This window comes from Variovorax sp. P4_B10 (genome assembly GCF_056402375.1).
Genome location: NZ_JBFUHN010000021.1, coordinates 70,622 through 84,431, shown reverse-complemented (window position 1 = coordinate 84,431; position 13,810 = coordinate 70,622). Strand labels below are relative to the sequence as shown.

The 13,810-nt window shown below is 67.6% G+C and carries 10 protein-coding genes; 1 reads left to right on the top strand and 9 read right to left on the bottom strand.

What is annotated here, in order from left to right; translation table 11 throughout:
* From AC1DXX_RS12580 to AC1DXX_RS12555, 6 genes are all read right to left on the bottom strand, one after another.
* The coding region (locus AC1DXX_RS12580; RefSeq protein ID WP_478134537.1) for a ribonucleoside-diphosphate reductase subunit alpha at positions 1-2,161 on the bottom strand (2,161 nt) is incomplete at its 3' end.
* Between the two features lie 349 nt (positions 2,162-2,510).
* Entirely contained in the window at positions 2,511-3,134 is a 624-nt protein-coding gene (gene ampD, locus AC1DXX_RS12575; RefSeq protein ID WP_478134536.1) for a 1,6-anhydro-N-acetylmuramyl-L-alanine amidase AmpD, read from the bottom strand.
* The gene (locus AC1DXX_RS12570; RefSeq protein WP_478134535.1) at positions 3,121-4,689 is read right to left on the bottom strand and encodes a sigma-54-dependent transcriptional regulator; all 1,569 of its coding nucleotides are present in this window, start codon (positions 4,687-4,689) and stop codon (positions 3,121-3,123) included. Before AC1DXX_RS12570 ends, ampD begins: the two co-directional genes overlap by 14 nt.
* Positions 4,690-4,693: 4 nt before the next feature.
* Positions 4,694-6,391: a two-component system sensor histidine kinase NtrB gene (locus AC1DXX_RS12565; RefSeq protein ID WP_478134534.1), complete on the bottom strand. Its 1,698-nt coding sequence runs from the start codon at positions 6,389-6,391 to the stop codon at positions 4,694-4,696.
* Positions 6,392-6,407: 16 nt separating this feature from the next.
* A complete protein-coding gene (locus tag AC1DXX_RS12560; protein ID WP_478134533.1) occupies positions 6,408-6,677 on the bottom strand; it encodes a PP0621 family protein in 270 nt (89 codons plus the stop codon).
* On the bottom strand, positions 6,674-7,492 hold the full coding sequence (locus AC1DXX_RS12555; protein WP_478134532.1) for a cytochrome C assembly family protein: 819 nt from the start codon (positions 7,490-7,492) through the stop codon (positions 6,674-6,676). Before AC1DXX_RS12555 ends, AC1DXX_RS12560 begins: the two co-directional genes overlap by 4 nt.
* Before the next feature lie 194 nt (positions 7,493-7,686).
* Between AC1DXX_RS12555 and ffh the strand changes: the two genes are divergently transcribed.
* Positions 7,687-9,075: a signal recognition particle protein gene (gene ffh / locus AC1DXX_RS12550; protein WP_478134531.1), complete on the top strand. Its 1,389-nt coding sequence runs from the start codon at positions 7,687-7,689 to the stop codon at positions 9,073-9,075.
* A gap of 66 nt (positions 9,076-9,141) precedes the next feature.
* On the opposite strand, the gene AC1DXX_RS12545 is transcribed toward ffh, so the two are convergent.
* The 3 genes from AC1DXX_RS12545 to mdoH all read right to left on the bottom strand — a co-directional run bounded on the left by AC1DXX_RS12545 (position 9,142) and on the right by mdoH (position 13,494).
* Complete coding sequence (locus AC1DXX_RS12545; RefSeq protein WP_478134530.1) at positions 9,142-10,281, bottom strand: AAA family ATPase; 1,140 nt, start codon at positions 10,279-10,281, stop codon at positions 9,142-9,144.
* Positions 10,278-11,183 (bottom strand): RNA ligase family protein, encoded by a 906-nt coding sequence (locus AC1DXX_RS12540; protein WP_478134529.1) that lies wholly within the window; start codon positions 11,181-11,183, stop codon positions 10,278-10,280. Before AC1DXX_RS12540 ends, AC1DXX_RS12545 begins: the two co-directional genes overlap by 4 nt.
* A 298-nt stretch (positions 11,184-11,481) precedes the next feature.
* Positions 11,482-13,494, bottom strand: coding sequence for a glucans biosynthesis glucosyltransferase MdoH (gene mdoH / locus AC1DXX_RS12535; protein WP_478134528.1), 2,013 nt, complete (start codon positions 13,492-13,494; stop codon positions 11,482-11,484).
* Between the last annotated feature and the right edge of the window lie 316 nt (positions 13,495-13,810).

The window sequence follows — 13,810 nt, the reverse complement described above, 5'->3', positions numbered from 1 at the left end:
GCAGGATGCCCTTGTCCCACAGCGAGCCCTTGTAGCTCGAGTACTTGCCGCGTTCGCGGGCCAGGTCGGTCGATGCCCAGTAGGCGTGGTAGCAGATGGCTTCCATCGACTCGTCGGCGAACTGCACGGCCTCCTGCGAGGCGTAGGGGATGCGCAGCTCATAGAGCGCATCCTGGAAGCCCATCAGGCCCAGGCCGACCGGACGGTGGCGCAGGTTCGAGTCGCGCGCCTTCTTCACGGCGTAGTAGTTGATGTCGATCACGTTGTCGAGCATGCGCATGGCCGTCGAGATCGTGCGCTTGAGCTTTTCCTGGTCGACCTTGCCGTCCTTCAGATGCTGCAGCAGGTTCACCGAACCCAGGTTGCAGACGGCGGTTTCGGTGTCGCTGGTGTTGAGCGTGATCTCGGTGCAGAGGTTCGACGAGTGCACGACGCCGGCGTGCTGCTGCGGCGAGCGCACGTTGCAGGCGTCCTTGAACGTGATCCACGGATGCCCGGTCTCGAACAGCATCGTGAGCATCTTGCGCCACAGGTCCGAGGCCTGGATGGTGCGCGCGGGCTTGATCTCGCCGCGGGCGGCCTTCTCTTCGTAGGCGGTGTAGGCCTTCTCGAAATCGGCGCCGAACAGGTCGTGCAGGTCGGGCACGTTGGAGGGCGAGAACAGCGTCCAGGTGCCCTTTTCCATCACGCGGCGCATGAAGAGGTCGGGAATCCAGTTGGCCGTGTTCATGTCGTGCGTGCGGCGGCGGTCGTCGCCGGTGTTCTTGCGCAGTTCCAGGAACTCCTCGATGTCGAGGTGCCACGATTCGAGGTACGTGCAGACGGCGCCCTTGCGCTTGCCGCCCTGGTTCACCGCCACGGCGGTGTCGTTCACCACCTTGAGGAACGGCACCACGCCCTGCGATTCGCCGTTGGTACCCTTGATGTGGCTGCCGAGCGCGCGCACGCGGGTCCAGTCGTTGCCCAGGCCGCCCGCGAATTTCGAGAGCAGGGCGTTTTCCTTGATCGACTCGTAGATGCCGTCGAGGTCGTCGGGCACGGTGGTCAGGTAGCAGCTCGACAGTTGCGAACGCAGCGTGCCGGCGTTGAACAGCGTGGGCGTGCTCGACATGAAGTCGAAGGACGACAGCACTTCGTAGAACTCGATGGCGCGGGCTTCGCGGTCGATTTCGCCGAGCGACAGGCCCATGGCCACGCGCATGAAGAAGGCCTGCGGCAGTTCGATGCGGGTCTTGCGCACGTGCAGGAAGTAGCGGTCGTACAGGGTTTGCAGGCCGAGGTAGTCGAACTGCAGGTCGCGTTCGGCCTTGAGCGCGGCGCCCAGGCGGGGCAGGTCGTACTGCAGCAGCTTCTCGTCGAGCAGGTCGTTCTCGACGCCCTTCTTGATGAACTGCGGGAAGTAGTCGGCGTAGGCCGTGGCACGGTCGACCGGCATCACTTCGCGGCCGATGATCTCCTTGAAGATCGTGTGCAGCAGCAGGCGGGCGGTGGCGAAGGTGTAGTCGGGGTCTTTCTCGATCAGCGTGCGGGCCGCCAGGATCGAGGCCTTGTAGACCTCGTCGAGCGGCACGCCGTCGTACAGGTTGCGCATCGTCTCGGCGACGATCGGCGCGGCGGTGATGCTGTCGCCCAGGTTTTCGCAGGCGGATTCGATCAGGCCCTTGAGCTGGTTCAGGTCGAGCGCGACGCGTTCGCCGTTGTCCAGCACATGCAGCGTCGGCGTGGCCGGCGCTTCCTGCTCGACCTGCCTGGAACGCTCCTGCGTGCGGCGTTCGCGGTACAGCACGTAGGCACGGGCGATTTCGTGGTGGCCGCCGCGCATCAGGCCGAGCTCGACCTGGTCCTGCACGTCTTCGATGTGGAAGGTGCCGCCGCCCGGACGCGAGCGCACCATGGCGCGGATCACGCCCTGCGTGAGCGCATCGACCGTTTCGCGCACGCTGGCCGAAGCCGCGCCCTGGGTGCCGTGCACGGCCAGGAAGGCTTTCATCATCGCGATGGCGATCTTGTTCGGCTCGAAGGGAACGACCGCGCCGTTGCGGCGGATGATCTGGTAGTGCGCGAGGTTCTGGCCGGTGGGGGAGCCCGCGGTGTCTCGTTGCTGCGGCGGCGTCGAGGGAACGGCACGCGGGGTCGATGGGGTGTTCAGGGCAGTTTGCATTCGCTTCCTCTCGGTTGGCAATTCTTGTTGGGTGGCAGCGCCTTGGCTGGGCGTTGCGCCGGCGTTGTTGACCGGACGGAGGACACTATATCTAGGGTGCCGGGGGGCTACAAGCCACTACAGGTAGTGTTTTGCAGCAATTTTTAGTAGTAGGGGTATCTATCTAGGCATCGACACAACCGGCGATGCCGCGTGAATACTGGCCTATGGTCGCGCAACCCGCATGGGGCGTGGCTTGCGAGCCGATTTGGGCCTGCAAGGCGCATGGTTGCTGCGCTGCGCGTTTGCATTTTCGAGATTGCTGCGGCGCAGGGGCAGCGCATCGCAGGGCGTCACGCGATTGAAAAAATTAGCGCTGCATCACCTGCGGGGGAAACATCTGTGGATTCCAGCCGAGTTGCTCGCGCAGCAATCGCCAATCGAAGCCGGCGCCCGGGTCCTGCTTTCGGCCCGGCGCGATGTGCTCGTGGCCCGCGATGTAGGCGACGGCGTAGTGCTGCGCAATCGCGGGGCAGAGGCTGATCAGCGTTTCGTACTGCGCCTCTTCGAAGGGCTGGCCTTCGAGGCCTTCGAGTTCGATGCCGATCGAATCGTCGTTGCAGTTGCCGCGGCCGCGCCACGACGACACGCCGGCGTGCCAGGCGCGGTCGTCGCAGCTCACGAACTGCCAGAGCTCGCCGTTGCGGCGCACATAGAAGTGCGAGGACACCGCGAGGCCGCGAATCGACTGGAAGTAGGGATGCGCGTCCCAGTCGAGCTGGTTCGTGAAGAGCTGCTGCACGGCTTCCCCGCCGTATTCGCCGGGCGGCAGGCTGATCGAATGCAGCACGATCAGGTCGGTCTGTGCGCCGGTGGGGCGGGGGCCGAAGTTCGGCRAGCGCAATGCCTTGGCGAAGCGATACCAGCCGGCTTGCCAGAGCCCGTCATCGGCGGGGGGCGTGGTGGGGGCCGCGGGGGCTTCAGTCGTCGGCATGGCTGCTGGCGCCATCGTCGCCGTTGGGCGTGGTGATGCCCAGGCGCGCGATGCGATAGCGGATCTGCCGGAGGCTCATGCCGAGCCGTGCAGCGGCCGCGGTCCGGTTGAAGCCGCTTTCGTGCAGCGCACGCACGAGGATTTCGCGCTCCTGCTGATCGAGGTAGGCCTGCAGGTCCGAAGGCAGCGGCGGCGGGGCGGGCTTGAGTTCTGCCACAGGTGCGATGGCAACCGGTGCGGCGGCTGCCGGTGGCGGCTGGCCGTTCGGCCCGGACGGTGCCGTTGCAGACCCCTCGGCGGCGGCCATTGTCGTCGCGACGTTTCCGCCCATCAGGTCGAGGTGCAGCTCATCGCCGTCGTTGAGCGCCACCGCGCGATGCAGCAGGTTCTCGAGCTCGCGCACATTGCCGTCGAGCGGATGCAGCGCCAGGCGGCGTAGCAGCTCGGCCGACAGATGCGGCACCGGGAGCCCGCCGTCCTGCGCGATGCGCGCGAGCAGCGCGGCGCAGAGCGCGGGCAGGTCTTCGCGGCGGTCGCGCAGCGCGGGCACCGCAATCTCGATCACGTTGAGGCGGTAGAAAAGATCTTGCCGGAAGCGGCCGGCCTGCACTTCGGCGTGCAGGTCCTTGTGGGTGGCGCTCACGATGCGCACGTCGACCGCTTCTTCCTGCGTCGAGCCGATCGAGCGCACGCTGCGTTCCTGGATGGCGCGCAGCAGCTTCGACTGCATGGCCAGCGGCAGGTCGCCGATTTCGTCGAGGAACAGCGTGCCGCTGCGCGCGGCCTGGAAGTAGCCGTCGCGGTCTTGCGACGAGCCGGTGTACGAGCCCTTCCGGGCTCCGAAGAATTCGGCTTCGAGCAGGTTCTCGGGAATCGCGCCGCAGTTGACGGCGACGAAAGGCCCTTCGCTGCGCTGGCTGCATGCGTGCACGGCCCGTGCCACCAGCTCCTTGCCGGTGCCGGACTCGCCGCGCACCAGCACCGGCGCCATGCCGCGCGCCACCTTCGCGATGCGCGACTTGACGAGGCGCATCGGGTCCGAGTCGCCCACCAGGCGGTCGAGCGCCGTCACGCCGCTGCCGGTGACCGGCTGTGCATCCGCTGCGCGCTCGCTGACGCCGGTCGATGCCGCCTGCGCGGGCTTGACCTGCACGGCGGGCGCCCGGGTGGCCTGCACCGCCGAGGCAACCACGGCGCGGAACTGCTTCAGGTCGACCGGCTTCGTGAGGTAGTCGAAGGCTCCCGCCTTGAGCGCCTCGACCGCGTTTTCCGCCGAGCCGTAGGCCGTCATCACCACGCAGCGTTCGCTGCGCTGGTTCTTCTGGATGCGGTGGATGATCTCCATGCCCTGTCCGTCGGGCAGCCGCATGTCGGTGATCACCGCATCGAAGCGCCCGGCCTCGAGGTGCTGCCAGGCTTCCGACACGCTGCCCGCAGCCTCGACGCGGTAGCCCTCGCGCAGCAGCGTCAATTCATAGAGCGTGCGCAGATCGGGCTCGTCGTCGATGACGAGGATCTGCGCGGGACGCGGGGTGGAAGACAGGGGGGTGCTCACGGCGCTATTGTGTCAGCCGGTTCTCGCTGGCGGCGAAGCTGACGAAGAATTCGTTGCCCTCGGGGCCGCCCGGCACCAGCGCGCGCCGCTCGTAGCCGATGGCGGCACCATGGCGCCGGCACAGTTCGCGGCAGAGGAACAGGCCGAGCCCGCTGGAGCGGCTCTCGGAGGAAAAGAAGGGCTCGAACAGGTGGCGCTGCACCGCCGGCTCCAGCGGCGCGCCGTCGCTCCACACCTGCAGGCTGGGGCGGTTGGAGTTGCCGCGCTGCAGCGTGGTGATGACCTGGATCGAGCCTTCGTGCTTGCCCGCATAGCGCGACGCGTTGTCGAGCAGATTCACCAGCAGGCGGCGCAGGTGCTCGGCGTCGAAGCGCACGTCGCTGTTGGGCGCGTCGAGCGCGATGCGCACGCCCTTGCGCTGCGTCTGGCGCATCCACTCCTCGGCCAGCACCTGCACCGCGGGATCGAGCACCACCTGCTCGCCGAGCGAGAGCACGCGCTGCTGGCGTGCCCGCGAAACATCGAGCACATCGTCCACGATGCGGGCCAGGCGCTGCGCGTTGTGTTGCACCATGTCGGTCAGCTTGCGGTGCGCGGGATCGGTCAGGTCTTCGCTGAGCAGCGCGCTGGCCTGGGTGATGGCGGCCAGAGGGTTGCGGATCTCGTGCGCCACGGCGGCCGACATGCGGCCCATCGCGGCCAGTTTCTCGGTGCGGATGCGGGCCTCGAGTTCGCGCAGGTCCTGCAGGAACATCACGCAGAGGCTGTCGGCGCGCTTGTCGCTGGTGGGCGTGAGCCGGGTGCGTACGCGCACTTCGCGCGCCGCGCCGCGTGCCTGCGCCACCGGTATCTCTTCCGTTTGCGGCGCCCGTCGCGCGAAGGTCTGGCGCGCCAGCGCCGCCAATGCATGCCAGGCGGGCTGGGTGTGCAGGGCGAAAGGCAGGGACAGTCTCGCCAGGCCCTGCCCGAGGATCGCATCGGCGGCGGGGTTGGCCGCATGCACCAGGCCTTCGGCATCGATCACCAGCACGCCTTCGCTGAGCGTCTCGATCACCAGGTCGTTGACCTCCGCCTGCATCTGCGCGCTGCTGCGGTTGCGCTGCGCCACCGCCTCTTCGCGCGCCAGCCGCAGCGCCAGTTCGTGCGCCAGCAGGGCCACCACGAAAAGCCCGGTGCCGGTGAGCGCCGCCTGCACGAAGCGGGTCGAGGAGTCGCCGGGCTGCTGCAGCCAGTGCCAGCCAGCATCGGCCAGCAGCAGCAGCGTGACGGTGGCCGTGGTGCCGAGGCTCACGATCACCGTGCCCAGCACCGCGCTCATGAGCACCGGCAGCGCGAACAGCGGCGTGTAGTTGACGTTGCCGCCCTGCATCACCTGCAAGGCGGTGAAGGTCCCGAGATCGACGCCGATGGTCAGGAGCCAGAGCGTCGAGAAACCGCGGATTGGCGGCTCGAAGTGCGCATAGCGCATTTCCAGCCAGGTGGCGACCAGGTAGCCCGCGGAGATCGCGATGGCCACCGCCTGCATCGTCTGCCCGAGCGCAAAAGCCACGCCCTGCAGCAGCACCAGCACCAGCGCCACGAAGCAGCGGRCGGCCATGAAGCCGCGCCAGAGCCGGAGCAGGGCGGAGCTTTCGCTGCTGCCTTGCTCGAGCAGGTCCCAGTCGGTGACCGGCTCGCCGCGCGACCAGAGAGGGGTGCTCATGGAGCGGAGTGCTTGTTCAGCCGCGCGCCGCCGCAGCGGCTTGACGGTGTGCGGTGCTGCAATAGACCGTGTCGCCGGGGCCGGCAATTGCGTCGCTCGCAGGCAGGTGCAGGCCGCAGTGGGCGCAGCGCACCATGGCTTGCGGTGCGCCGACCGTCGGCGGCGCGGTCGGCCGCTGCGCCTTGGCCGCGCGCTCGCGCTCGGCATCGCGCATCTCTTCGCGCCGGTTCTTGCGCCAGAGCCAGATGGCGATCCAGAGCACCGCGAGGACGAGCAGGTACTTCATACAAGAGGAGGCCGCGCCAGCACCACTTCGAGCACGAAGCGGGAACCCACATAGGCCAGCAGCAGCAGCGCCGAGCCGGCATACAGCACCCGGCGAGCCGTGCGGCCGCGCCAGCCGAAGCGTGCGCGGCCGATCAACAGGATCGCGAAGGTGATCCAGGCGAGCACCGAGAAGATGGTCTTGTGGTCCCATTTCCAGACGCGGCCCGCCGCGCCGTACAGCTGCTCGCTGAACAGCAGGCCGGCCAGCAGCGTGGCCGACAGCAGAACGAAGCCCGCGGTCACGAAGCGGAAGGTGAGTCGTTCGAGCGTGAGCAGCGGCACGCCGCTGTCGCCCTGCGATCCGCTGGCGAAGCGAATCTGCTTCTCCGCGCGCGTGATCAGCCAGGCGTGCACCACGGCCGCGCCGAACAGTCCGTAGGAGGCGATGCCCAGTGCAAGGTGCAACGGCAACCAGGGCGAGGCCGTGACATGCAGCGGCGTGCCGGGGAACAGGATGGCCAGCAGCACGGCGGCCGCGCCCAGCCAGGCGAGCGCGCGCCGCACCTTCAATTGGGGATACATGCGGCTTTCGATCGCGTAAACGGTGAGCACCAGCCAGGCCGTGACCGAGAGCGCAGGCGCAAAGCCGAAGCGCGGCTCGCTGCCAACGAGTCCGTGGCCCAGGGCTGCAGCGTGCAGAAACCATGCAATGCCAAGGGCCCATTGGGTGGTCTGACGGCTGAGCCGGGCACCCGCAGCCGCCGCAAAACCGTAGGCAGCCGCGGTGGCGATGCCCAGCGCCACGCCGAGTGGGGAGGGGATCGCTAAAATCATCGGTGGAGTGTAAAGGCTCGCCCCCAGGCTTCGCGCACTTCGTGTCGCTTCGCCCACCCCCTGCCGGGGGCAACACCGGCGGCCCGGCAAAGCCGGTTCCGCGGTGTTTCGCGAATGGCAGTGCCCGCGTACTGGCTCCAGGTTTTCACGACTTTCCATCGGTTCGCTCGAGCGGACAACAAGGTATTTCCTTCATGGCCACCGCCCTTACAGAAAAGTTCTCCCGCCTCGTCAAGACGATGAGCGGCCAGGCCCGCATCACCGAAAGCAACGTGCAGGACATGCTGCGCGAGGTGCGCATGGCGCTGCTCGAGGCCGACGTGGCGCTGCCCGTGGTGCGCGACTTCGTCGCCCGGGTGAAGGAAAAGTCGCTGGGCCAGGAAGTGCTGGGCTCGCTCAAGCCCGGCCAGGCGCTGGTCGGCATCGTGAACCGCGAGCTCGCTGCCACCATGGGCGAGGGCATCTCCGACATCAACCTCGCGGCCCAGCCGCCCGCGGTGATCCTGATGGCCGGCCTGCAGGGGGCCGGCAAGACCACCACCACCGCCAAGCTCGCCAAGCACCTGATCGAGAAGCGCAAGAAGAAGGTGCTCACGGTGTCGGGCGACGTGTACCGCCCCGCGGCCATCGAGCAGCTCAAGACGGTCACGAAGCAGGCCGGCGCCGAATGGTTCCCGAGCACGCCCGACCAGAAGCCGCTGGACATCGCGCGCGCCGCACTCGATCACGCCAAGCGCCACTATTTCGACGTGCTGCTGGTCGACACCGCCGGCCGTCTTGCGATCGACGAAGTGCTGATGACCGAAATCAAGCAGCTGCATGCGGCGCTCGACCCGGTCGAAACCCTGTTCGTGGTCGATGCCATGCAGGGCCAGGACGCGATCAACACCGCCAAGGCCTTCAAGGAGGCGCTGCCCCTCACCGGCATCATCCTGACCAAGACCGACGGCGACTCGCGCGGCGGTGCGGCGCTGTCGGTGCGGCAGGTCACCGGCGTGCCGATCAAGTTCGCCGGCACCAGCGAGAAGATCGACGGCCTCGAGGTGTTCGACGCCGAGCGCCATGCGGGCCGCATCCTCGGCATGGGCGACATCGTCGCGCTGGTCGAACAGGTCACGGCCGGCGTGGACGTGGCGGCGGCGCAGAAGCTCGCGGCCAAGGTCAAGAGCGGCGCAGGCTTCGACCTCAACGACTTCCTCGGCCAGCTGCAGCAGATGAAGCAGATGGGCGGCCTCTCGAGCCTGATGGACAAGCTGCCGCAGCAGATGGCTGCCAAGGCCACCGAGGCCGACATGACGCGTGCCGAGCGCGACATCCGCCGCAAGGAAGGGATCATCCAGAGCATGACGCCGCTGGAGCGCCGCAAGCCCGAGCTGCTCAAGGCCACCCGCAAGCGCCGCATCGCGGCCGGCGCGGGCGTGCAGGTTCAGGAAGTGAACCGCCTGCTCAACGAGTTCGAGCAGATGCAGGGGATGATGAAGAAGATGAAGGGCGCCGGCCTCATGAAGATGATGAAGCGCATGGGGGGCATGAAGGGGATGGGCGGCATGGGTGGCCCTGGCGGCCCCAAGCTGCCGTTCTAAGCCGCGTACATATATATGGATGGATAGAAGCCCGCCGGGGCATGCCCCGGGCGGGCTTCGTCGTTTTCAGGTCTGCACGTCGTAGACCGTGTCGTGCGCCTCGATCGGCGCCGGCAGTTCCCAGCGGTGCAGCATCCGCTCGATGCCCGCGTTCGACAGCGTGGTGTCGCGCTCGCGGTTGCGGCGCATCAGCTCCGGATGCGGCACCTCCAGGTACACCAGCTCGATCTGCGCGTGGTACGCCCAGAGCAGGTCCAGCGTCTTGGTGCGCATCTGCTGGCTCAGGTGCGTGGCGTTCCAGACGAAGCGTTCCTGCTTGCGCAGCAGTGCTTTTGCCTGATCGACCGCGTGGTGCGCGGCGAGCCCATCGTTCTCGCCATGCTTCAGTCCCAGTTCGGCGCGCGCATCGTCGAAGGACACGACCGGCCAGCCCTTGCGGTGCTGCGCCACCCAGTGGTTCTTGCCGCTCGCGGGCAGGCCGCACATCACCGTGACCTGCGAACCCGGCGCCTGGAACAGCGGGTAGTCGGGGCTGGTGTCGGCGCCGCGGAAGTAGGCGAGGCGCGTGTGCGCATCGGCCATCTTGCGAGGGCCGTCCCAGCAGCCTTCCTCCTGCGCGAGCTGTTCGAAGAGCGCGATGTCGGCCAGGCCGTCTGCGCGCCTTTCGCAGTGGCGGCCCAGCATGTCGCAGCGCGCCACGCAGCACAGGTCGGGCAGGCTCAACTCCCACGAGAGCCTGTGCACCAGCCGCTCGGGCCGCTCGCCCTTGCGCGAGGCGAACGCGTGGAACGGCACCTGGTGCACGGCGATGATCCGGCACACGGCCTCGCGCAGTGCGAAGGGCACGCGCGCCTTCCACATCAGCACCCGCACATCGACCGCACCGCGGCGCGAATGGCCGGGCTGGCCGATGCGGCCGCTGGCTTCATCGATCACGGTGGTGTCGGGCTTGGCGATGTCGTGCAGCAGGCAGGCCATGAACAGCACGAAGCGGCCGTCGGCATCGGCGCGCTCAAAGTGCGGGTCCTGCATCAGCGCGTCGAGCACCATGCGCGTGTGGATGCCGACGTTGCCTTCGGCGTGGTAGTACGGGTCCTGCGGCGTCTCTTCGAGGCGCAGCAGGGCCGGCAGCAGCTCGCAGCATCGGGCCCAGTCGCAGCCCTGTCCGGGCATGGGCACCAATGCGCGCAGTTCGTCGCAGGTCATCGCGGCCTCCTTGTCGTTGTTGTTGTCAGCGCGGCGGGGTCGTGCAGCGTGCGCAGCCCCAGGTCTTCCCAATTCACTGGTGGCGTCGGCGCGTAGAGGTTCACGCCCGGCGCGAGCTGGTTGGGCAGCACCGGCCGGCGGCTGTGGTGCGAGCCCGAGTCGAGGATGGTCTGCACGAAGTCGGGCCGCACCCACTTGTAGCGGCCCGTCACCTGGCCGTCCGATTCGGTCTTGAGGTACAGGCCCTCGGCCAGATCAGACAGGTCGGTTTGCTGCCGCACGAGATCGAGCGGCTGGCCTTCCTGCGCCACGGCTTGTTCGAAGGCCGGCTTCCATTCGGCGCTGCGTGCCAGAGAGGGCCGCACCAGTGCGCGCAACGCCTTCGCATGGCGCGGCATCTCGCCCTCGTACAGCACGGGCACCGACAGCACCGGGCTATCGGCCAGCAGCGCATGCCGGGCAGGCGTGGAGAGAAAGCACTCTGCCCGCCGGTCGTAGAGATCGAACTCCAGGAAGAAGGCCGGCAGCCGGTCGTACCAACAGCTGTGCTTGGCAAAGCACCACTCGCCGTACATCACGTAGCGGTCTTCGAGCCGTTCGAGCAGCGCCGCTTCATGCGCGGCGGCCCAGTGCTTGAACAGGTTGAACTGCCGCTCGCCCGCGCCGCCGGCCAGGTAGTGGCCGCGCGATTGCAGCAGCAGTTCGCCCGCAGAGGTAAAGGACACTGCCGCATTGGCGCCATYGAGCTTTTCCTCGATGACCACATGCTGGCCCTGCAGCGCGGACAACGGCGTCTGGCCATCGTCGGTATCGCCGGCCTGCAGGCGCGAGCCTTCCAGATGCGCCGTACGGGGGTACTTGCGCAGTGGAATCGACGAAAGGGAAGAAGAGAGAGGGAACACGTTGTTCTCCAGATGGAAATCAGGAAGAACCGACAACGTGCGGGAGCGAAGCTGGAAAGGGAGTCGACTTCAGCGGCCGGTGGGCCGTGTCTGGTCAGCGGGATGCGCAGCTTGGCGCCCGACATGACCAGTGAAGTGGTGTTGTCGGCGTCAGAGAGTGATGACGGCGAATCGGGGCACTTGGCGCTCCAGGGGATCGAGTGATCCGTAGGTTGAAAAGAGTGGGCGATTCTAGCCACGCGCCATGAAAAAAGCCGACCCTGAGGCCGGCTTTTCGAGGTGCTGTGTCTTCAGCGCATCAGGCAGTTGCCAGTGCAGGGCGCGCGAGGCGCAGCGCATGCATCCAGGCGCGGCGCAGCACCGCCGGCGAACGCGATTCCTCGGGAATCAGCAGGAAGCCGCGGTCGCGCAGCGTGGTGCCCAGCGCGATCTGGCTGGTCAGCACGGTCAGCGGAATCGCCAGCAGCAGCGGCAGGCCGACGGGCATGAGCCAGATCAGCGCGCTCGGGTCGATCATCGCGACACCGACGGCCAGCATGGCGATCACCAGCGTCATCGGGGCCAGCTGCGAAGCTGCGACCTTCCACGGCACGGCGTTGGCTTCACGCGGGGGCGACTTCCAGTCGAGCTTGATGCCGGTGAGGGCGACCAGCACGAACAGCGAGTGGGCCAGCATGCGAACCGGAGCCTGCACGATGGCGAGGCCGCTTTCGAGCACCGAGCTCTTCACGAGGCCCCACACACCGCCGTACTGGCGTTGCTCGCGGCGCATCAGCACGGCAGCGATGCCCAGCACGCGCGGCAGGAACAGCAGGCACAGGGTCCAGACCCACAGGCCAGCCAGTTCGGCGGGCAGCACGCTCCAGCTCGAAACCAGGCTGGAGCCGCTGAGCCACAGCGCGGTGCCGAGCGTCAGGAACGCGAGCCACAGCGGTGCCGAGACATACGCCATGGTGCCGGTCACGAACATCGCGCGGTGCACCGGGTGGATGCCGGGCTCGGCCATCAGGCGGGCGTTCTGCAAGTTGCCCTGGCACCAGCGGCGGTCGCGCTGCAGTTCGGCCAGCAGGTCCGGCGGTTGCTGTTCGTAGCTGCCGACCAGGTCGGACACCAGCCACACGTTGTAGCCGGCACGGCGCATCAGCGCGGCTTCGACGAAGTCGTGCGACATGATGCCGCCCGACATGCCGCCGGTGCCCTTGATCGGGGCCAGCGCGCAATGCTTCATGAAGGGTTCGACGCGGATGATCGCGTTGTGGCCCCAGTAGTGCGACTCGCCCAGTTGCCAGAACTGCATGCCCAGCGTGAACAGGCGGCCCGTCACGCGGGAAGCGAATTGTTGGGCGCGGGCGTGCAGCGTGACGTGGCCGATGGCCTGCGTCGCGGTCTGGATGATGCCGGCGGTGGGGTTGGCTTCCATCAGCTTGACCATCGAGGTCAGGCAGTCGCCGCTCATCACGGAGTCGGCGTCGAGCACGACCATGTAGCGGTAGTCCTTGCCCCAGCGGCGGCAGAAGTCGGCCACGTTGCCGGCCTTGCGGTGCGTGCGGCGGGTGCGCAGGCGGTAGTACACCTCGACCTGCGGCTGGTTCGGGCTGTCGGCCAGTGCGGCGCGCAGGTCTTCCCAGGCGGCGCGCTCGGCGGCGGCCGTCTCGGGGTTGTAGCTGTCGGACAGCACGAACACGTCGAACTGCTTCGCGTGGCCGGTGGCGGCAACCGATTCGCAGGTGGCGCGCAGGCCGGCGAACACCGTGGCAACGTCTTCGTTGCAGATCGGCATGATGATCGCGGTGCGTGCTTCGGGGTTCATCGGGTGGTTGGCCACCTGTTTCGCCGAGAGCGCGTGCTTGTCGCCGCGCACCGAGACGTAGAAGCCCATGAGCGCGGTCACGAAACCGGTCACGACCCAGCCCGACAGCAGGCCGTAGAGGCCGATCTGGCCGTATTCGAGCCAGACGTTGTCGTAGTCGGGTTGCACGCCGGCGAACAGCGTGGAGGCGATCACGGTGCTCAGCACGGTGAGCAGCATGAAGGCCAGGCGGCGCTGGGCCGCGGCACGCTGCCACGGCTGCTTGACCTGGCCGGCGGCCTCGGCGCTCGCGCCTTCGGCGCCACGGCCGGCGCCGAGCTTGACCAGGAGGGCCGTGCCGATGCTGTTCCAGAAACCGCGCCAGGGGCGGGGCGTCATCGAGCCGCGATTGACCGGGGGGGCGGTGACCGCGTTGGGGTGGCGTTCTTCGCGGACCGGGCTGCGGTGCGAGAAATCGGCTTCGGTCAGCACGTTCAGTTGGGAGAAGTCAGTGGGCTTCATGTGATTTACCAACGTTGCTTGTCGAGGGAAGGGGTGTCGCCAATGGCAGGAAAGCGTTTGATCACGCAATCCGGCTCGGCGCCGCCTGCGCTGGCGAGCGCGGCCAGCGAATGACCCGCGGCACGGGGCCGCGAGGGGGAAAACTGCTTTTGACGCAGGCCGTCGCGCTGCTGGCGCAGTGCGAAAGATGGGCTGGTAAGTGCTGTCATGCCTGTACAGGGGCAAACCCTGTGCCAGCATGGAAAAACGCTTTCAGATCAACGACTTGGAGCGATCTGAATGCCGTTTTCGAGGGAGAGGCCGGTGAGAGGGCCTC